An 18,792-nucleotide genomic window follows, 5' to 3' on the forward strand; every position below is an offset into this window, starting at 1 on the left:
GTGGAGCGGTCAGGTGGTCAGAGGTCGGACTGCGGCCCGACGTCGGACGCCGTCAGCGGGTGCCGCAGCACGGGTGCGGTCGACACCTCGTCCGCGCCGATGTCGGGGTGCTGGTCGCGCGGCTGCCCGTCCAGGTCCTCGACGACGAACGGGTAGGTGCCCACGGCGGCGTCGACGGCGGGTCCCTGGCGCAGCCGCCAGAGCCCGCCGGAGCGGACCAGGAGCGGGTCGGCGACCCGGATCTGGCCCGGCTGGGCCGTGATGCCGAGCGTCGCGTCGCCCTCGGGGTAGGCGATGTTGCCGGCCAGGGTCAGGCCGTCGGTCGCCTTGTGCTCGGCGAACAGGCGCCCGGTCGAGCCGACCACCACGTTGTTCGCGATCGTCACGTCGGCCGGCGGGTAGACGTAGTTGGCGCCCAGCTCGATGTTGGACACGTTGCCGACGAACGTGTTGTGCACGATCGTCGCCCGGTGCACGCGCCAGTGGGCCGACGTCGAGCCGGACCCGTCCACGTCACCGCCGTCGACCTGGAGCGCCGCCGTGTAGCCGGAGCCCGCCAGCCCCTCGAAGTAGTTGTCGTGCACGCGCTGGTCGTCGCCGTAGAGGCGCACCCCGCCCGTGCCGGCCTTGCCCCCGCCGAGGAACACGTTGCCGTGGATGGCGTTGCGGTCCCCGCGGCGGGCGACGACGGAGCCGGCCGAGGTGCGGAACGTGTTGTACCGGACGGTGTTGTCGTCGCTCTTCAGCGAGACGATCTCCGGGTCGGAGTCGCAGTTCTCGAACAGGTTGTGCTCCACGATCGCGAACGAGCTGGAGTCCGACAGCGCGGAGACGCCGAGGCGGATGGCCTCGCCGCCGTTGACCGGCTGGGCCGGGCTGTCCGCGAAGTAGTTGTGGTCGATCCGGTCGTGCTGCGAGATCTGGGTCGCGCCGCCGTAGACCGTGACGTAGTTGCCCAACACCGTCTTGCCGGCGAACGCGTTGTGGTCCACGCGGTTGTAGCCGCTGCCCTCCCCCGCGATCGACACCCAGTGCCGCGAGGAGGACGGGTCGGCCGGGGGCACGAACGCCAGCCGGAAGTCGTTCCGGGTCAGGCGCACGTTCGTGGACGCCTCGATCTTGAGCGTCGCGGCGTTGCGCCAGGCCAGGCCGCGCACCACGACGTGCTGCGACCGCGTGACCTCGAGCTGGCCGCCGGTGACGACGGCGCCGCCGAGGGTTGCGCCCTCGATCACGATCGGGTGGTCGGCCGTGCCTGCCTTGTCGGCCAGCTTGACCATCGAGTACTCGCCGGCGGCGAGCACGATGCGGTCGCCCGCGACGGCGCCGGCGAACGCGGCCGCCAGCTCCGCGCTGGTGCTCACCCGGACGGTGCGCAGCGGAGCGGGGTCGGCGGCGCGGGCCGCGCCCGACAGGCCGGCCGGGGCGGTCGCGGACGCCGGGGTCAGCGGCGCCGCTCCCGCCACCGGGACGACGGCGGAGCCGGCGAGGGCGAGCCCCGCCAGCAGGGCGAGCGAACGTCGGTGCCACGAACGGGATCGGACGGAGTGCGTGCTCATGAGTGCTACCTCCTGGATCGGTCTGGCTGGATCGGTCTGGATCGGTGGACGTGGATCGGGTGGGACGTGGATCCGTGGACGGCGGTCAGACGAACGACGCCGTCACGGTCGCCCCGCGCAAGGCGGCGCCGTCGGCGACGAGCCGCCAGCCCGTGCCCCGCCGCGTGACGGTCACACCGGCGTCGGCGGCGGCCAGGCGCAGTCCTGGCACCTCCAGGTCGACGACCACCTGGGTCCGGGTCTGCGTCGGGTCGCTCAGCGCGACGCGGGTGGGCCGCTGCCCGCCCGCGGCCGGGTCGGCGTGCAGCACGACCGACGCGGCGCCGTCGGCCACGAGCGCGCCGGAGATGCCGGCGCCCGGGGCGCCGGGCGCCGCCGCGGCGTCCAGCACGACCCGGCCCGCGCCCCAGAAGTTCGCCGCGACGGTGCCACCGAGCACGACGGCGTGCGCGGCGGCGTCCTGCGCGAGCACCCGCAGGCCGTCCGTCGTCCCGCACGCCGCGGAGAACAGCCGCGTCTCCTCAGGCGACGCCGCCGGCAGCAGCACGTAGGCGTAGGCGGCGTCGGCGGGCGCGGCGCCGTGGTCGAGCCAGGCGGTCAGGTACGGGCGGGTCACGGGGGTGTCGGTGCCGTACTTCACGTTGATCTCGCGCCAGGTGTGGGTGCGGTCCTCGCGCAGCGCGCGCAGGGTGGCGCCGTCGGGGAAGACGTAGCCGGACGTCCCCGCGAGGTGGCACCAGCGCACGTCGTCCAGTGTCGCGGACCAGCCGGGGGTCACGTGCTGGTCCACGCCGTCGACCACGAGGGCGGCGCCGGCGCGCAGCTTGCGGTTCTCCACCACGGTCTCGGCGCCGGCGGCGCCCGGCGCCGTGATGCCGGAGCCGAGGCAGACCACGACGTCGTCGAGCAGGAACCAGCTCTTGTACGCGCGCAGGTCGGAGCCCTGGGCGCGCAGGTCCTGCCCGTAGCTGCCCAGCGTGGTGCCGGGCAGCGTCGCACCGCCCACCCACGTCGCGTCGTTCGTCGCGCGGTGGTCCGACCCGTCGGCGCGACGCACGGTGTCCACGGTGGTGCCGGGCAGGCGGTAGGGGTCCACGGTGGGCCAGTAGTCCTCGCTGTAGTGCCCCAGGTCGTCCGTGTACAGCAGCACCATGCCGTCGGACAGGTGCCAGCCGTGCAGGTTCTCGTTCTGGATCGACTCGTAGTTGTAGACGCGGGCGGAGTACGCGCTGACGCTGACCGCGAAGCCGGGGCGGTGGTGCACCACCTTGTCCATGGCCGGGTACTGGTGCTGCGCGACGAGCGGCCCACGCGGCGTCGGTCCCGCGGCCAGGAGCGCCTTGGCGGCGACGACGGACGCGGGCGTGGTGCCGGCGAGGAAGTCGCGGTAGGTGTCCTCGGCGATCCACTGCGCGACCAGCGCCGTCAGGGTCGCCGCCTGCGCCGCCGGGGCGGACGGGATGAGCCGGAGCGTGCCCTCGACCACCGTCTGCGCCGAGGCGTGGCCCTGCTTGCTCGGGCGCGCGATCTCCCGCCCGCACACCGAGGCGACGACGTCGCCGCGCACCATGAGCGGGTCGAACCCGTCGGTCACCCAGGCGTAGACGTTGTCCAGGGCCGGGTCGGTGACCTGCCACGGCGAGTCGCCCAGCAGGTGCAGCAGAGAGGACAGGGTGCCGAGCAGCTCCTTGCCGTAGCCGCCGTTGTACGGGTGCTTCCAGTGCTGCAGGAACGAGCCGTCCCGGAAGAAGCCCTCCCCCGTGCCCGCTGCGGCGGCCGAGTCGTCCACGAAGGCGAGCACGCTGTTGGCGCCGGAGCCGTCGACGTCGCTGAGGGCGTCGCGGACCCGGAGCAGCGCGTCGCCGTCGCCGTCGAGCGCGGCGCGGACCGCGACCACGGTGGCGATCCACACCCGGTTGGCCCCCGTGGCGATCTGCCGGTCGGCCCGCCACAGGTTCGGGTCGGGCGTGTAGTGGTGGACGGCGGCCGTGGAGCGCGCGAGGTCGGCGCCGAGGTGCTCGCGCAGCACCACCAGGGTGTCGACCAGGGCCGAGGCGGAGCCGATCTCCCAGTCCCAGTCGTTGTCGAAGCGCGGCAGGCCGGGGCCGTAGAGGTTGTCGTGCATCCAGCCGAGGCCGTCGGCCACGGCGTCGGCCACCGCCGGGTCGCCCGCGACCGAGGTGCCGGGCGTCGCCCAGGCCACCGCGATCGAGCGCAGCCGCTTGAAGGTCGTGGTCACGTTCGTGGACCGGGTCCGGTCGGCGAGGTCGGCCCACAGGGCCGTGCGCCCCGCCGACCGGTCAAGGGTGGTCAGCACCGTGGTCGCCGCGCGGTCCACGCGCCGGACGGCGGCCGCCACGTGGGTGTCGGCGAGGTCGAGACCCGGGCCGCCGGTCTGCAGCACGGCCCAGCGCTCGACCAGCTCGGTGGTCGTGGCCGCGGGCAGCGCCCGGGCGGGCAGGGCGGCGTACGGCGCCAGGGCGGCCACGCCCGCGAGCGTGCCCAGGCCGAACAGCACGGTGCGCCGGGTCGGGCCGGAGCCCTCGGTTGCGGTGTCGTTCTCCATCACGGTCCCTCTCGTCGTTGAGCTGGTGCGGTGCGTCGTCAAGGCGGTGCGGTGGTGCCGTGCGGTGCGGTGCATCGGCCGCGCGCGGGCGCGCGGCACCCGCCCGTCGCGGGGACGGGCGGAGTCGGGGGTGGGTCAGCCCAGCAGCGTGCGGCGGCCGACCGCCGCCGCCATCGCCGCCGCGCCGGCGGGGCTCGGGTGCAGGCCGTCGCCGCTGTCGTACGCGGGCAGCAGCCGGGCCGGGTTCGCGGGGTCGGCGACCGCGGCGGCGACGTCGGCCACGGCGTCGAACGCCCCGGCGTCGGGCCGCCCGCCCTGCCCGCCCCCGCCGCCCGCCCCGGCGAGCAGCGCGGCGTTGACGTACCGCCGCTCCTCCTCCAGTGCGGGTGTCCAGCGCTGCCAGCCGCCGAAGGGCGTGATCGTGGTGCCGACCACGCGCAGTCCCCGGTCGCGGGCGCGCAGCACGAGCTGCCGGTACCCGGCGAGGATCACCTCGGGGTCAGTCTGGCTGGGCGGCTGCTGCAGGTCGTTGACGCCGAGCACCACCAGCAGCGTGTCCACCCCGGGCAGCGCCAGCGCGTCCCGGTCGAGGCGGGCCTGGCCGCTCGGCCCGAAGCGCTCGTCGTCGAGCAGCACGCGGTTGCCGCTGATGCCCAGGTTCGCGATCCCGACCGGCCCGCCGCGCTCCGTGAGCCGCCGCGCGAGGTGGTCGGTGAGCCGCTGGTCGGCGTCGTCGGGCGTGCCGACACCCTCGGTGATCGAGTCGCCCAGCACGGCGACGCCGGGAACGCCCGGGCGCTCGACGTCGACGCCGCACAGGAGCACCGCCGAGCGGGTCGTGACCGCGCCCTCCCCGGCGAAGGCGTCGCCCAGGTCGGCCGTGCGGTCCCCCGCGGCGACGTAGCCGGTCGCGTGGACGTTGCGGTGAAAGCTCAGGCTCCCGGTCGGCCCGGGCAGGTGCAGGCTGACCACGAGGTCGCCGCCGTCGAGTACGGCGAGGGACACGGGGTCGCTGACGAGCGTCGCTCCGGCGGCGAGCCACCCACCCGGCGCCCCGCCGAAGGTCACGGCGGTCACGGTAGCCGGGTCGACGCCCGGCCCGGCCCCGGCGAGCCCGGCGACGCGGCGGGCGACGGTCACCGCGCCGATCAGCGTGGGCTGGGCCGAGAACGTCCCCGCAAGGCGGATCCGCAGGCGCCCGGCCGCGCCGCCCGGACCTGCACCGCCGCCCGGCACCGTCCCCGCGCTGAGGCGCAGCACGTGCCGGACGGTCCGGTCCGTCACCCCGGCCTGGACCAGCGGGTCGGTCGCCGTCGGGCGGGTGTGGGCGGTGGCCCACGACGGCACCCAGGCGACGCGGCGGCTCCCCGCCCCCGACGCCGGTCCGGCGTCAGGCAGCGTGCGCGGGCCGGCGACTGCGGGGCTCGCAAGGGCGGAGCCGGCCAGCAGGGCGCCGGTCGAGGCCAGGGCTCCCGTCAGCAGGGTGCGGCGGGCGAGCGGGGCGGTGCCGGTCATGCGTCCTCCGTCGGGTCGGTGCGGTCGGGAACCACGGTCTGGTCGAGGATCACGAGCCCCACCAGCACGGGCACGCTCGCGGACAGCAGCAGCGGTCCGGCGGGGATCACCAGGGAGAACACCGGCGTCGCGACGACGGCGCCCAGCAGCGCCGTCCCCCGCGCCACCGAGCCGAAGGCGAACCACAGCGCGTCGCCGACCCAGCCGCGCGCCGTGCCCGCGGGATCCGCGCCCGCCACCACGGCGAGGGCCAGGTGGTAGGGCACGGCCACGAGCAGCAGCCCCAGCGCGAGCAGCACGAGGACGACGGCGGCGGGGCCGGTCCGCCCCGCGAGGAAGACGACGTCGACCACCAGCAGGGCCAGCCCGGCGGTCGAGGCGACCGCGTGGACCAGCAGCGGCCGCAGGTAGATGCCGAAGGCGCGGAAGACGCCGGTGAACGTGCGCGTCTCGCCGTCGGCCCGCCAGGCGCGCAGCGCGTGCGCCGTCGCCGCGAGCGCGGGGAGCCACGTGACCACGCCGACGCACAGGACGGCGAACGCCACGCCCGCGAGCACGGGGTGCGCGAGCCACTCCAGCCAGCCCAGCAGCGTGCGCGACCACTGGCGGGAGCCGTCGGGGCGCACCTGGGTCGACGCGGCGGCGGTCATGCGTCCGCCCCGAGCACGCGCGTGACCCCGCCCGCGACCAGCACGGCCCGGGCTCGCGTCCGCACGCCCTCGGCGTCGATCACGCCGTCCGGGCCTGCGAGGTAGGCGCGCTCGCCATCCCCGAGGTCGACCGCCACGCCGGCGCGCGCCGGCAGCAGCCGCGCCACCGGGCCGCTCGCGCCGTCGCGACCGTCGGCGCCGTCGGCGCGGAAGGCGTCGAACGGCTCGATCACGGTCACCGCGAGCAGGTCGCGCGCCGCGGGCGGCGTCACGCGCAGGGTGTGCATCCGGCGCGTGACCACGAGGTCCGGCGTGCTGGAGGTGGGGTTGGCCTCGACGTCCGTGACGACCCGCTCCACTGCGGGCGCGCCCGCCGCACCCGGGGCGTACGTGGTGAGCCAGGCTCCGGCGCGGCCGTTGCGCAGCACGTGCCGGACGGCGCCGGCGCCAGCATCGTCGGGCCCGGGCGCCACCTCCTCGGCCGGGTGGTCGGCGTGGAAGAGCAGCGTCCACGACCGTGGCTCGGCGGCCCGGCCCCGGTCGACCACGACCGCGCGTCCCGAGGGCAGCACGGCGATCGTCCGCTCCAGGCTCTCGACCCCGAGCTCCTCCGGGTACATGCGCCCTGTCCGGGCCCGGCCGTGCAGAAACCCGCCCTCGGCGAGGATGTCCACCATGTCGGCGGTACGGGTCGGGGGCGCGCCCGCGTAGACGTGGTAGCGGCCCTCCCCCGCGAAACCCTGTCCGTCCACCAGCACGAGGTTGTGGTGCCCGGCGCGCTTGCGGTTGGAGTAGCCCTCGTCGACCAGCAGCCACGCGCCGCGCGAGGCGAGCACGAACGAGCCGGCGTCGGGGTGGTGGTGGCCGGCGCTCAGGGTGTCCCACCCGCGCTCGGCGTCGATGCGGCGCGAGGTCTCCCACGCCGTCCGGCCGCCGCCGGGCGACGACTTGAACGAGAGCAGCGTCGCGTCGTCGTCCCACGAGGTGCGGTGCACCAGCAGGCCGAGGTCCTCGAACGCCGCCTGGGGCGGGACGGTGGTCGCCGGGTCCACGGGTTCGACGGCGGCGTCGTACCAGAGCAACTCGGCCCACGCCTCGGGCAGCACACCCGGGCGGACGCCGCTCTCGTACGCCTCGCGCCAGAAGAAGCGGTCGGCGACGGTGTCGGCGAGCCACTGCGCCTCCCCGATCCCGTACCGCGCGGCCAGTATCCGGTAGAGCGCCACGCTGTGCCCGCTGCGCCGGTCGTGGCAGTCGCCGTGGTCCACGATCTCCTCGTAGCCGGGCGCGGCCTGGTGCAGCCGGTACCAGAAGGTGTGGGCGAGGAACCGGCAGCGGTCCCACCAGTCGACGCCCTCGGTGTGCCGGAGCAGGTCGAGGTAGGTCGCGAGCCACGGCACGCCGTACCGCCAGTACACGACGCCCTCCATGTCGGAGCCGTCGGCCGGCAGCACGTCGACGACGGTCGCGAACGCGTCCTTGGCCCGTTCCGTCCAGGCGCGCTCGCCGAGCGCGTACCCCACGGTCGCGAGGCCCGTGTGGCAGATCCAGTGGTGGTTCTGCCAGTACGAGCTGCTCCACCAGGAGCCCTCGTTCGCCACCGCGAAGTCGTACAGCCGCTGGCCCTGCAGGGCCAGCTTGGCGCGCAGCGCCTCCGCGCGCTCGGACCCGAGGTCGTCGCCGAGCCAGGTGTACGCCAGGGACAGCCCGTGCAGCAGCCACCCCGCGTCGAGGTCGTGGTCGGGCAGGTGCGCCCGGCCCCAGTGCTCGAAGGACACGGCCGCCGAGATCCAGCGCCACGCCTCCTCCAGGTAGTGGCCCTGCCCGGTGAGCCGGTACGCGAGCGCGAGGTTGGCGGCGGCCGGCCCCAGGTAGGTGATGCTCGCGAGCGGGTGCTCCGTCGGCGGCGCGGTGCGCCGGTACAGGTCGCACTGCTCGGCGAGCCGGCGCCACTGCGGCGCGAGGTCGCCGTCGAGGCGGGAGCGGAGGTCGGCCAGGCGCGCGTCGTCGAGCAGGAGCCGGGTGGGCGCGCCGGCCGCGGCGAGCGCGGCCGGACCCAGGTCCGTGTCAGTCATGGGTCGCCTCCCCGGGCACCCGGTGCACGTCCACCGCGCCGTCGGCGCGCCGGACCCGGACCTCGGCCTGGTCCACGTCCACGGCCAGCTCCACGCCGTCGGGCACGTCGCCCGCCGCGGCACCGGCCCGGTAGACGGACACCCACACGGCCGACGTCGCCCCGTGCGCCGTCCAGTCGACGTGCGCACGCTCGCGCTGCGGGTCGTCGGCGGGCCCAGGTCCCGGGCGGACGGCGGCCCGCACCGGCACCGGCCCGTCGGGTCCGGCGGCGCGCGCGGCGTGGACGCCGTCGAGCCGCTCCGCGCCGTCCCAGCCGGTGCGCACGACGTCGCCGTCGAGGCGCACCCCGAGCGGGACGTCGGGCCGCAGCCCGAGCGTGAGCCGCCGGGCCCGGTCGGCGGTCGCGACCACGACGTCGAGCAGGTAGCCGTCGCCGGCCACGAGCCGGCGCAGCGCCCGGACGCCGTCGTACCAGGACGTCGCGTCGCCGCGGACCTCGACGGTGAGCGACCGCCCGTCGCGGTCGAGCAGGCGGCCGGTCGCCTCGGCGGGGTCGCCGTCGTCCACCCGGACGCCCGGGTGAGCGGCGGCGGACATGTAGTGGTCGCGCCACGCGGGGTGCCCGTAGGGCACCTGCCCGGGGTCGGGCTGCCACGGGGTCCGCTGCCCGTAGAGGTACAGCGCCAGCTTGTCGTGGTGCCCGTGGCCTGCGCCGTGCGGCCCGTGGTCGAGCACGGCGTGGATGCCCGCGGCGCGCACGACGGCGATCCCCACCTCCTCGTCGACGCTAACGACCGGACGGGCCGGGCGGTCGACGACGAGCGGCGTGCCGGCGAACCAGCCGCCGGGCAGGGCGCGCAGCTCGTCCGCCAGCGGGTCGCCCGGGCCGTGGCCCGGTCCGGCCGCCGCCACCTCGCGGCGGGCGCGGGCGGCGACGGCCGCGAGCCCGGCGTCCGCCACGAACCCGTCGGCGAGCGCGCACAGCTCCGTCCACTCCAGCGCGAGCGGGGGGCGCAGGTACGGGCCGTCGTGGATCGCGGGCAGGATGCCGTCGTCGGTGGCCAGGCCCGCGAGCACGTCGACCATCGCGACGAGCCGGTCCCGGGCCGCGGGCGGCAGGGCCGCCGGGTCGGTCCCGCGCAGGGACAGCAGGTAGGCCCGCAGCACGAAGCCGTGGTAGTACGTGCTGGCCTCCCACTCCCAGCCGCCGCGGGTGGTCGCGGCGAGCGCGTGGGCGAGCTGCCCGTGCTCCCCGGCCAGCCACTCGTCGTCGTCCAGGGACGACGGCGCGGCGCCCTCGGCGACGCCGCCGGCCCGCACGAGGGCCGCGGCCCGCGCGCACACCCGGCCGGCGGCGTTCAGCCAGGCCGTGTAGTTCGAGGTGAACCGGCCCTCGCCCACGAGCCGGTCTCGCGCCGCGCGTGCCGCCTCGGCGGTCGCGTCGAGCACCGGGAGCACGGGGCGCAGGTCAGCGGTCCGCTCCGGCGCGGACTCGGCGAGCGACCACACCGCGTGGCCGATCGAGACGGACCAGATCGCGTCGGTCAGCGCCTGGTGGAACAGCCGGCCCCGGAGCATCCAGTCCTGCGCCCGCTCGTGCTCGCCGCCGCCGGCGACCTCGGCGTAGACGTCGGCGTACGCCGCGAGCAGCGCGACGGCCTCGTCCCGGTCGGTGTCCGAACCCGTGCGGGCGGCCCGGTGCGCAAGCACCCGGATGCGCCGCGCCCACGCCTGGTGGCTCAGCACCAGCCAGGCGCCGCGCACGGGTTCGGAGTCGACCCGGCAGCCGTGCGGGCACCGCACCCCGCCCGCGGGCGGTACCGGACCCGGGATGCCCTCGTGGGAGAGCTCCGTGCCGTGCACCGGGCAGACGAAGTTGTGCCACCAGCCGCCGCGCTCGCGCGGCAGCCCGGCCAAGGCGGTGTGCTCCGGGGCCAGGGAGGTCATCGCGGCCAGGTCCCGCCGTCGACGTCGAGCGTGGTGCCCGTGATGTACGACGCCTCACGCGAGGCGAGGTACAGCACGGCCGCGGCGACGTCGTCCACCGTCCCGGGGCGGCCCACCGGGGTGCCCGCGACCATCTTCTGCTGCGCCTCGGCGGTGCTGAACGTGCCGTGGAACGCGGTGTCCGCGATGTACCCCGGGGCCACGGCGTTGACCGTGACGCCCTGGGCGCCCAGCTCCTTGGCGAGGCCCTTGACGAACCCGCGGATGCCCGCCTTCGCCGCCGCGTACACGACCGACCCGGGCCCGCCGCCGTTGTGCGCCGCGAGGGAGGAGATCGCGACGATCCGCGGCCGGTCCGACTCGAGCAGGTGCGGGATCGCCGCCCGGCAGGTGCGGAACGTCGCGCCGAGGTTGACGTCCACCACGGAGGCGTAGTGCTCGTCGCTCATCTCGGCGACCGGCACGCGGCCGATCAGGTGCCCCGCGTTGCAGACCACCACGTCGAGCCCGCCCAGGAACGCCACGGACTCGGCGACGAGCCGGTCGACGTCCTCGGTCACCGTCACGTCGGCGCGCAGCGCCACGGCCTTGCGGCCCAGCGCCTCGATGTCCGCCACGGTCGCGGCCGCGGCGTCGGCCGAGCTGCCGTAGTGCACCACGACGTCGGCCCCCGCGGCCGCCAGGGCCAGGGCGATCCCCCGGCCGATGCCGTGCCCCGCGCCCGTCACGAGCACCCGTACGTCCGTCATGTCCATCGCCATCTGCAGTCCTCTCTCTCCGGCACGCGGCGCCCTGCCCCGTGTCGTCCGTTGCCCGCGTGTCGCTTGATCCCCGGGTGTCACTTGATGCCCGCGTTCGCAAAACCGCGGACGAAGTACTTCTGGCCGAGCAGGAACAGCACCACCATCGGCAGCGTCGCCAGGGTCGTCCCCGCCATGAGGAAGGCCCACTGGGTGTCGTTCTCCGTGCGGAAGACCGAGAGCCCCACCTGGATGACCCGCATCGAGTCGCTGCGGGTGACCAGCAGCGGCCACAGGAAGTTGTTCCAGGAGCTCTCGAAGGTCAGCAGCGCCACCGTGATGAACGCCGGCTTGACCAGCGGCGTCATGATCCGCGCCCAGATGCCCAGCTCGCTGACGCCGTCGAGCCGCGCCGCCTCCTCCAGCTCCACCGGCAGGTCCAGGTAGAACTGGCGGAACAGGAACACCGCGAACGGCGTCACCGCGCCGGGGACGATCAGCGCCCACCAGGTGTCGAGCCAGCCGGTGCCGCCCTGCCCCAGGATGTCGTTGCCCCCGAACAGCGGCATGAACCGCACGATGAGGAACTCGGGGATGATCTTGGTGTAGGTCGGGATCATCAGCGCCGCGACGAAGCCGAGGAACACCAGCTCCGACCCGCGGAAGCGCAGCCGGGCCAGCGCGTAGCCCGCCATGGAGGCGACCACCAGGTTGATCGCCGTGTGGCTCACGGCGATGACCAGGCTGTTGCGCGCGTACGTCAGGAACGGCGCAGCCGCGAGCGCCTCCGTGTAGTTGCTCCACGCCCACTGCGTCGGCAGGATCGCCGGCGGGTTCGCCGCGATGTCCTGGGGTGTCTTGAGCGAGGTGAGGATCATCCACACGAAGGGCACCACCATCACCACGGCGATGACGGTCAGCGCCACGTAGAGGGCCATCCGTTCGATCCGGCGGCGGGCCGCCGGGGTGCGGGCGAACCCGCCGGTGGCGCGGGCGGGGCCGCGGGTGGTGCGCGGCGGGGCCGCGGCGAGATCAGTGCCTGCCACTGTCGCCTCCGTTGAGCCGTCGGTTGGCGAGGGTCAGGACCAGCAGGAACACGAACAGCACGATCGACTGGGCGCACGCGTAGCCGACGCGGAACTCCCGGAAGGCCGACTTGTAGATCTCGTACGTCATCATCGTGGTCGTGTTCGCCGGTCCGCCGTCGGTGAGGATGTAGATGAGGTCGAACGCCTGGAAGGCGGAGATGACCGAGGTGACGAAGACGAAGAACGTGGCGGGCCGCAGCAGCGGCAGCGTGAGGCTGAAGAACTGGCGGGTCCGGGAGGCGCCGTCGACCGACGCCGCCTCGTAGACGTCCTTGGGCAGGGACTGGAGGGCGGCCAGGTAGATGAGCATCTTGAGGCCGATGCCCTGCCAGATGCCGACGGTGATGACCGCGGGCATCGCCCAGGTGGTGGACGACAGCCAGTTCTGCGCGGGCAGCCCGAAGAAGCTGAGCACCGCGTTGAGCAGGCCGCTGCGCGGGTCGTAGATCCACAGCCAGACCAGCGCGACGGCGATGGTGGCGGTCACCTGCGGGATGAACACCGCGGTGCGGAACAGCGCCCGTGCGCGCAGCTGCGTGTCGAGCATGAGGGCGATGAGCAGGGCGATCGCCATCGCGACCGGCACGGTGAAGAACGCGTAGACCAGGGTGTTGAGCATGCCCCGGCGGAACACCGGGTCGCCGAACGCGTCCAGGTAGTTCTGGATGCCGATGAACCGGGGCTGCGTGAGCACGTCGTAGGACGTGAACGACAGCACGAACGCGGCGATCACGGGGATGCCGATCCAGATCAGGGCGTGCAGGAACGCGGGAGCCACCATGAGCATCCCCGCGCGACGGCGGGCCGCCCCCGCTCGTCCGCGCCGGGGCGCGGACGAGCGGGGCGGGGCGGAGGGCGGCGCGCTCACGGAGCGCGGCGCGGAGACAACGGCCACGACGGACCCCTCTTCCTCGATCGGTCGGACCGGGTCACAGGCGGGCGATCGCGTCGTCGGCGATGCCGGCGAGCTGGGCGATGGCCTGCTGCGCGGTCTGCTGGCCGACGACGGCGGTCTCGAGGGTGGGCTTGATCTTCTCCCGGATCTCCATCCAGGCCGGGGTGCCGCCCTCGGACCGCGCCTTGTCGAGGTTCTCCAGCGCGAACGCGACCATCGGGTTGCCCTTGACGTAGTCGCTGTCCCGCAGGTCGGAGATCGCCGGCACGGAGCCGCGCTGCTCGGAGGCGACCAGCACGGCGTCGGGCGAGCCGAGGAACTCGACGAGCGCCCGGGCGGCGGCCGGGTTCTTGGAGCTGGCCGACTGCGAGATCATCGTGCCGCCCTGGAGCATCGCCGGCCCGGTGTTGCCGAGCACGAAGGTGCCGACCTTGTCGATCAGCTCCGGGTTCTGCTGCTGGAGCTGCACGTACAGCGAGTTGTTGGTCATCATGATCGCCGAGGTGCCCTGCTGCAGGGTGGTCGGCTGGCCCGCCTCGGTCGTGAGGGCGAAGTCGGCCGAGCCGTCCGCCACCATGTCGAGGAAGAGCTGCAGGGCCGCGACCCCCTCCGGGCTGTCGAACAGCACCTCGCGCCCGTCGGCGGAGAACAGCTCGCCGGAGTTGCCGAACAGGAACGTCTCCCAGCACTGGCGCAGGTCGATCGAGAACGGGTCGAACCCGGCGCGCTGGAGGGTCCCGTCCTTGTCCCGGACGGTGAGCTCCTTGGCGATCTCGCGCAGCTCGGCCCAGTCCTTGGGCGGGGCGGTGATCCCGGCCTCCTCGAAGAAGTCCTTGCGGTAGGCCACGATGCGGGTGTCCAGCACCATGGGCAGCGCGTAGAGCTTGCCGTCGAACCGCGACGGCTCCAGCACGCGCTCCTCGTAGGTGTAGCGCGTGGCCAGCGACTCGGGCAGGGGCGCGATCGCGTTCTTGTACGCGAACGGCGGGATCCAGCCGACGCCGAGCGTGACGACGTCGGGCATGAGGCCGCTCGCCAGGCCGGTCGTGATCTTCTCGTTGAGGGAGCCGTAGTCCGTGTAGTCCACGGTGACGTTGACGTCCGGGTACTTCTCGTTGAACTGCTTGAGCAGCTTGCCCTCGAGCGTCTCCTTGCCCGTGGCGCCCTCGAACAGCGCGCACAGGAAGGTGATGTCGCCCTCCGCGGGCCCGGTGACGTCGGCTGCGGGTGCGCCGCTCCCGCTCGTCGTGGCGCAACCCGCCATGACGGTCGCGGTCCCGAGGCCCATGGCCGCGATGAAGCTGCGACGGCTGAGTTCCATGACTTGCCCTTTCGATCGGCACTGATCTCCACGCAGGGCGGGAGTCAGCTGTGACTCCCGGTGTAACGATGCACTGACGATAAGGGGGCCATCAGGCAGGGGTCAAGTGCCGATTTATGGACTATGCTCGGACCTGTTCAGTCCATCGATGCACTGGCTGATGGGCCTGAATCCCGATCCGGAGGGGGCCGCACGCGCACATGGCTGGAGTCACGATCCTTGACGTCGCACGAGCGGCGGGGGTGTCCACGAGCACGGTCTCGAACCTGCTCAACGGCCGGACCGACCGGATGCTGCCTGAGACGCGGCACCGGGTGGAGTCCACCATCCGCAAGCTCGGCTACCGGCCCAACCGCGCCGCCCGCCAGCTGCGCACGGGCAAGCCGCAGGTCATCGGCCTGGTGGTGCCGTCGGTCGGCAACCCCTACTGGGGCGCGCTCGCGCGCCACGTCGAGGCGGCGGCGCTGACCCAGGGCTACCACGTGCTGCTCTGCAACTCCGAGCGCGACCCCGAGCGCGAGCGCCAGTACGTCGACGAGCTCGTCTCCGACGGCATCCGGGGCATCGTCCTGTGCTCGTCCCTGCCCTCCCTGGAGCACGTCGCGAGCCTGCTCGACGACGGCCTGCGGCTGGTCGCCTTCGACCGCACCGCCCAGGCCGACGACCCGGCCGGCCTGATCAACGTGAGCGTCGACAACACGATCGGCGCCGAGCTCATGGGCGACCACCTCGTCTCGCTCGGCCACCGCCGGATCGCGTTCGTCTCGGGTTCCATCCGGTCGATCAACCGCACCGAGCGGTTCCAGGGCTTCCTGCGCGCGCTGGAGCGCGCGGGCATCGCGCGGCCCGACGTCGTGACCTGGCCCGGGAGCATCGTGGACAGCACCTTCGGCGACGTCGAGGCCGCCGAGCTGGGGCGGGTCGCCACGACCGAGCTGCTCACCGGCCCCAACCCGCCCACCGCGATCTTCGCCGTCAACGACATGACGGCCATCGGCGTGTGCCGCGCCGTGCGCGACGCCGGGCTGGAGGTGGGCCGGGACGTCTCGGTCGCGGGCTTCGACGACATCGTGCTCGCCGAGCTGTACTCGCCGGCCCTGACGACCGTGCGGCAGCCGATGAAGGAGATGGCGGCCGCCGCGTTCCGCGCCCTCCACGAGCCGGCGGACGACGACGCGGCGAGCCGGGGCAGCTCGCTGCTCTTCCGGCCCGAGCTCGTGGTCCGGGACTCGACCGGGCCGGCGGCGTCCTGACCTGCGCCGTCCGACCCGCGGCGCGGGCCGTCCGCCGTCAGGTGGCGTAGACCGCGATCTCGGTCGCCTTGACCACGAAGTAGGCCGGCGAACCCGGGGCGAGGTCGAGCTCGGCGGCCGCCTGGGGCGTGACGTCGGCGCTGAGCTCCTCGGTGCGCACCCGGATCTGGCCGCTCTGCGGCTCCAGGTGGGTGATCGTCACGCGGAGCGCGTTGCGCGGGCTGCCGCCGGGGTCGTCGAGGAACACGGACACGGCGTGGGGCGGGAACACGGCCACCGCGGCGTCGCCCGCGCGGGGCTCGGGCCCGTCGGGCCGGCCCTCGATCCGCAGGCCCGCCGGGGTGAGCACCGCGCCGTCCCGCCAGGTGCCGGTGATCATGTTCAGCCCGGCGATCTGGGCGGTGAACCGGCTACGGGGCTGGGCGAGCACCTGCGCGGTCTCCCCCCGGTCGACGATCCGGCCGTCCTCGATGACGGCGACCTCGTCGGCGAGCAGCAGCGCGTCCAGGGCGTCGTGCGTGACCAGCAGGACGGTGCGGTCGGCCAGCACCCGGCGCAGGGTCTGGCGCAGGGCCGGGGTGACGGCGACGTCGAGGGCGGCCATGGGCTCGTCCAGGAGCAGCAGCCGCGGGTCGGCGGCCAGCGCCCGGGCCACGGCCGCGCGCTGCGCCTGCCCGCCGGAGACCTGGGCGGGACGCCGGTCGGCCAGCTCCTCGATCCCGACCTCGCCCAGCCAGTGGCGGGCGACGTCCCGGGACCCGGCCCGGCCGGCGCCGCGGCTGCGCGGGCCGAACGCGACGTTGTCCAGCAGGCTCAGGTGCGGGAACAGCAGGGGCTCCTGCGCCAGCAGCGAGACCTGCCGGTCGTGCGGGGCGACCAGGACGTCCCGCTCGTCGTGACCGGCGACGGTCAGGGGGCGCCCGTCCAGCACGACCCGCCCGGTGTCGGGGCGCAGCAGCCCGGCGGCCACGGCCAGGGCGGTGGACTTCCCGGCGCCGTTCGGGCCCAGCAGCGCGAGCGTCCGGCCGGGGGCGATGTCGAAGGTGAGGTCGACGCCCCGGTCGGCCACGGCGGCGTCGTAGTGGAAGGTCACAGGCTGCTCCTGCCCTGCCGCGCGAACCCGATGACCAGGATCGCGACGACCACCAGCACCAGGGAGAGGGCCACGGCGGCCTGGGCGTCCGTCTCCCGGCGCAGGTAGATCTCCAGCGGGAGGGTGCGGGTGACGCCCTGCAGGCTGCCCGCGAAGGTGACGGTGGCGCCGAACTCGCCCAGCGACCGGGCGAACGCCAGCACGGCGCCCGAGACCAGGCCGGGCAGCACGAGCGGCAGCGTGACGCGCCGGAACACGGTGGTCGGGCGGGCGCCCAGCGTGGCCGCCACCACCTCGTACCGCTGGCCGGCCGTGCGCAGCGCGCCCTCCAGGCTGACCACGAGGAACGGCAGCGCGACGAACGTCTGCGCCATGACCACCGCGGTGGTGGAGAACGCGACCTGGATGCCGAGCACCTCGAACGTCTCGCCCAGCAGCCCGCGCCGCCCGAACGTGTACAGCAGCGCGATGCCGCCGACCACGGGCGGCAGCACCAGGGGCAGCAGCACCAGGGAGCGCAGCACGCCCTGCCCGCGAAAGCTCGTGCGGGCCAGGACCAGCGCCATGGGGACGCCGAACAGGACGCACAGCAGGGTGCTGGTGCCGGAGGTGCGCAGGCTCAGCAGCAGCGCCTCGACGGAGGCCGGCGAGACGAGCAGGTCGAAGAACCGGCTCCACGGCGTGCGCAGCACGATCGCCGCCAGCGGGAGCAGCACGAAGGCCGCTCCCGCCGCGGCGGGGACGAAGATCCAGGCCGGGACGCCGACCCGGCCGGGCGGAGCCGCCATGTCAGGGGGCCGGCGCGAACCCGGCGTCCTGCAGGACGGACTGCCCGCCCTCGGCCAGGACGAGGTCGACGAACTCCTGGGCCAGGTCGGCGTTCGGGCTCTCGGCGACGGGTGCGATCGGGTAGACGTTCACCGCGGCGGCGGACTCGGGGAACTCGATGCCCTCGACGTCGTCGCCGGCGCCGATCACGTCGGTCACGTACACCAGCCCGGCGTCGGCCTCACCGGTGGTGACCTTGGCGAGCACGTCGGTCACGGACTGCTCCTCGCTCACCGGGGCGAGCTCCAGGCCCGCGGAGTCGGCGACCTTCTGGGTGGCGGCGCCGCACGGCACCTCCGGGGCGCAGATGACCAGGTTGAGGTCGCCGGCCAGGTCGTCGAGGCCCTCGACCCCGGCGGGGTTGCCCGGGGGCACCGCGATCTCCAGGGTGTTCGACGCGAACGCGACCGGCTCGGCGCCCTCCAGCCCGTCCGCGGTCAGCTTCTCCATGTTGGCCTCGTCCGCAGAGGCGAAGACGTCGGCCGGAGCGCCCTCCTGGAGCTGCGCCACCAGGTCCGAGGAGCCGGCGAAGTTGAACTCCACCTGCACACCCTCGTGCGCCTGCTCGAACTCCTCGCCGATCTGCTCGAACGTCGCGGTCAGCGACGCCGCCGCGTACACGGTCAGGGTCGTCTCCTCGGCGGCGGCGGCGCCGTCGTCCGCCGCGTCGGCGTCACCGGACCCGCCGGACCCGCAGCCGGCCACCGCGGCGGCCAGCACCAGCGCGGCGGTCGTGATCGAGAGCGTTCGCCTCATGATTCTCCTTTGGCTGTTTCCACGATCACCGTCGTGGACTTGATGACGGCCACCGCGACCGAGCCCAGCTCCAGGCCCAGGTCGCGCACGGCCTCGCTGCTCATGAGGGACACCACGCGGAACGGACCGCACTGCAGCTCGACCTGGGCCATCACCGCGTCGGTCCGGATGTCGGTGACCAGCCCCACGAACCGGTTGCGCGCCGAGCTCGCCGTCCCGCCGGGCGGGCCCGGCAGAGTGGCCTGCTGGCGCGCGACCAGGGCCACCTCGTACCCGTCCACGACCTTGCGGCCCGACTCGTCGGCCCTCGCCGTCAGCAGGCCCTTGTCGACCCACCGGCGCACGGTGTCGTCGCTCACCCCCAGGTAGGTGGCGGCATCCCGGATCCTCATGTGCGGCACGCGGACGATCCTAGCGCCGAGAAGTCGGACGCCGGGACACCCTTGGGTCACGATCTGCGGAGGCTCTCGAAGATCCGAGGATGGCCGCGACCCGCTCGGCGGTG

The 18,792-nt window shown here is 74.4% G+C and carries 15 protein-coding genes; 1 reads left to right on the forward strand and 14 read right to left on the reverse strand.

The features are described from left to right. Positions 1 to 17: 17 nt before the first annotated feature. The 10 genes from ACFV9Q_RS15860 to ACFV9Q_RS15905 form a co-directional block, all read right to left on the reverse strand. A complete protein-coding gene (locus tag ACFV9Q_RS15860) occupies positions 18 to 1,559 on the reverse strand; it encodes a polysaccharide lyase 6 family protein (RefSeq protein ID WP_377235196.1) in 1,542 nt (513 codons plus the stop codon). Positions 1,560 to 1,644: 85 nt separating this feature from the next. Continuing rightward, a complete protein-coding gene (locus ACFV9Q_RS15865; RefSeq protein WP_377235197.1) occupies positions 1,645 to 4,125 on the reverse strand; it encodes a polysaccharide lyase 8 family protein in 2,481 nt (826 codons plus the stop codon). A gap of 135 nt (positions 4,126 to 4,260) precedes the next feature. Then, entirely contained in the window at positions 4,261 to 5,640 is a 1,380-nt protein-coding gene (locus ACFV9Q_RS15870; RefSeq protein WP_377235198.1) for a GDSL-type esterase/lipase family protein, read from the reverse strand. Next, positions 5,637 to 6,290, reverse strand: a complete 654-nt coding sequence (locus ACFV9Q_RS15875; protein WP_377235199.1) for a hypothetical protein — start codon at positions 6,288 to 6,290, stop codon at positions 5,637 to 5,639. Before ACFV9Q_RS15875 ends, ACFV9Q_RS15870 begins: the two co-directional genes overlap by 4 nt. Then, complete coding sequence (locus ACFV9Q_RS15880) at positions 6,287 to 8,365, reverse strand: heparinase II/III family protein (protein WP_377235200.1); 2,079 nt, start codon at positions 8,363 to 8,365, stop codon at positions 6,287 to 6,289. Before ACFV9Q_RS15880 ends, ACFV9Q_RS15875 begins: the two co-directional genes overlap by 4 nt. Further along, positions 8,358 to 10,313, reverse strand: coding sequence for a heparinase II/III family protein (locus tag ACFV9Q_RS15885; protein ID WP_377235201.1), 1,956 nt, complete (start codon positions 10,311 to 10,313; stop codon positions 8,358 to 8,360). Before ACFV9Q_RS15885 ends, ACFV9Q_RS15880 begins: the two co-directional genes overlap by 8 nt. Further along, positions 10,310 to 11,062, reverse strand: coding sequence for an SDR family NAD(P)-dependent oxidoreductase (locus tag ACFV9Q_RS15890; protein ID WP_377235202.1), 753 nt, complete (start codon positions 11,060 to 11,062; stop codon positions 10,310 to 10,312). The genes ACFV9Q_RS15885 and ACFV9Q_RS15890 overlap by 4 nt, the downstream gene beginning before the upstream one ends. A gap of 89 nt (positions 11,063 to 11,151) precedes the next feature. Then, a complete protein-coding gene (locus tag ACFV9Q_RS15895; RefSeq protein WP_377235203.1) occupies positions 11,152 to 12,099 on the reverse strand; it encodes a carbohydrate ABC transporter permease in 948 nt (315 codons plus the stop codon). Continuing rightward, on the reverse strand, positions 12,086 to 13,036 hold the full coding sequence (locus ACFV9Q_RS15900) for a carbohydrate ABC transporter permease (RefSeq protein WP_377235204.1): 951 nt from the start codon (positions 13,034 to 13,036) through the stop codon (positions 12,086 to 12,088). Before ACFV9Q_RS15900 ends, ACFV9Q_RS15895 begins: the two co-directional genes overlap by 14 nt. Before the next feature lie 34 nt (positions 13,037 to 13,070). Next, positions 13,071 to 14,357, reverse strand: a complete 1,287-nt coding sequence (locus tag ACFV9Q_RS15905; RefSeq protein ID WP_377235205.1) for an ABC transporter substrate-binding protein — start codon at positions 14,355 to 14,357, stop codon at positions 13,071 to 13,073. Positions 14,358 to 14,557: 200 nt separating this feature from the next. Between ACFV9Q_RS15905 and ACFV9Q_RS15910 the strand changes: the two genes are divergently transcribed. Then, a complete protein-coding gene (locus tag ACFV9Q_RS15910) occupies positions 14,558 to 15,610 on the forward strand; it encodes a LacI family DNA-binding transcriptional regulator (protein ID WP_377229657.1) in 1,053 nt (350 codons plus the stop codon). Positions 15,611 to 15,647: 37 nt separating this feature from the next. On the opposite strand, the gene ACFV9Q_RS15915 is transcribed toward ACFV9Q_RS15910, so the two are convergent. The 4 genes from ACFV9Q_RS15915 to ACFV9Q_RS15930 are packed head-to-tail and all read right to left on the reverse strand — an operon-like array spanning position 15,648 to position 18,688. Beyond that, the gene (locus ACFV9Q_RS15915) at positions 15,648 to 16,703 is read right to left on the reverse strand and encodes a sulfate/molybdate ABC transporter ATP-binding protein (RefSeq protein WP_377235206.1); all 1,056 of its coding nucleotides are present in this window, start codon (positions 16,701 to 16,703) and stop codon (positions 15,648 to 15,650) included. Continuing rightward, entirely contained in the window at positions 16,700 to 17,491 is a 792-nt protein-coding gene (locus tag ACFV9Q_RS15920; protein ID WP_377235207.1) for an ABC transporter permease, read from the reverse strand. The genes ACFV9Q_RS15915 and ACFV9Q_RS15920 overlap by 4 nt, the downstream gene beginning before the upstream one ends. 1 nt (position 17,492) lies before the next feature. Further along, complete coding sequence (gene modA / locus ACFV9Q_RS15925; RefSeq protein ID WP_377235208.1) at positions 17,493 to 18,287, reverse strand: molybdate ABC transporter substrate-binding protein; 795 nt, start codon at positions 18,285 to 18,287, stop codon at positions 17,493 to 17,495. Continuing rightward, positions 18,284 to 18,688, reverse strand: coding sequence for a molybdopterin-binding protein (locus tag ACFV9Q_RS15930; protein ID WP_377229653.1), 405 nt, complete (start codon positions 18,686 to 18,688; stop codon positions 18,284 to 18,286). The genes modA and ACFV9Q_RS15930 overlap by 4 nt, the downstream gene beginning before the upstream one ends. Positions 18,689 to 18,792 lie beyond the last annotated feature (104 nt).

The organism is Promicromonospora sp. NPDC059942, assembly GCF_042731755.1.
Lineage (GTDB): Bacteria > Actinomycetota > Actinomycetes > Actinomycetales > Cellulomonadaceae > Promicromonospora.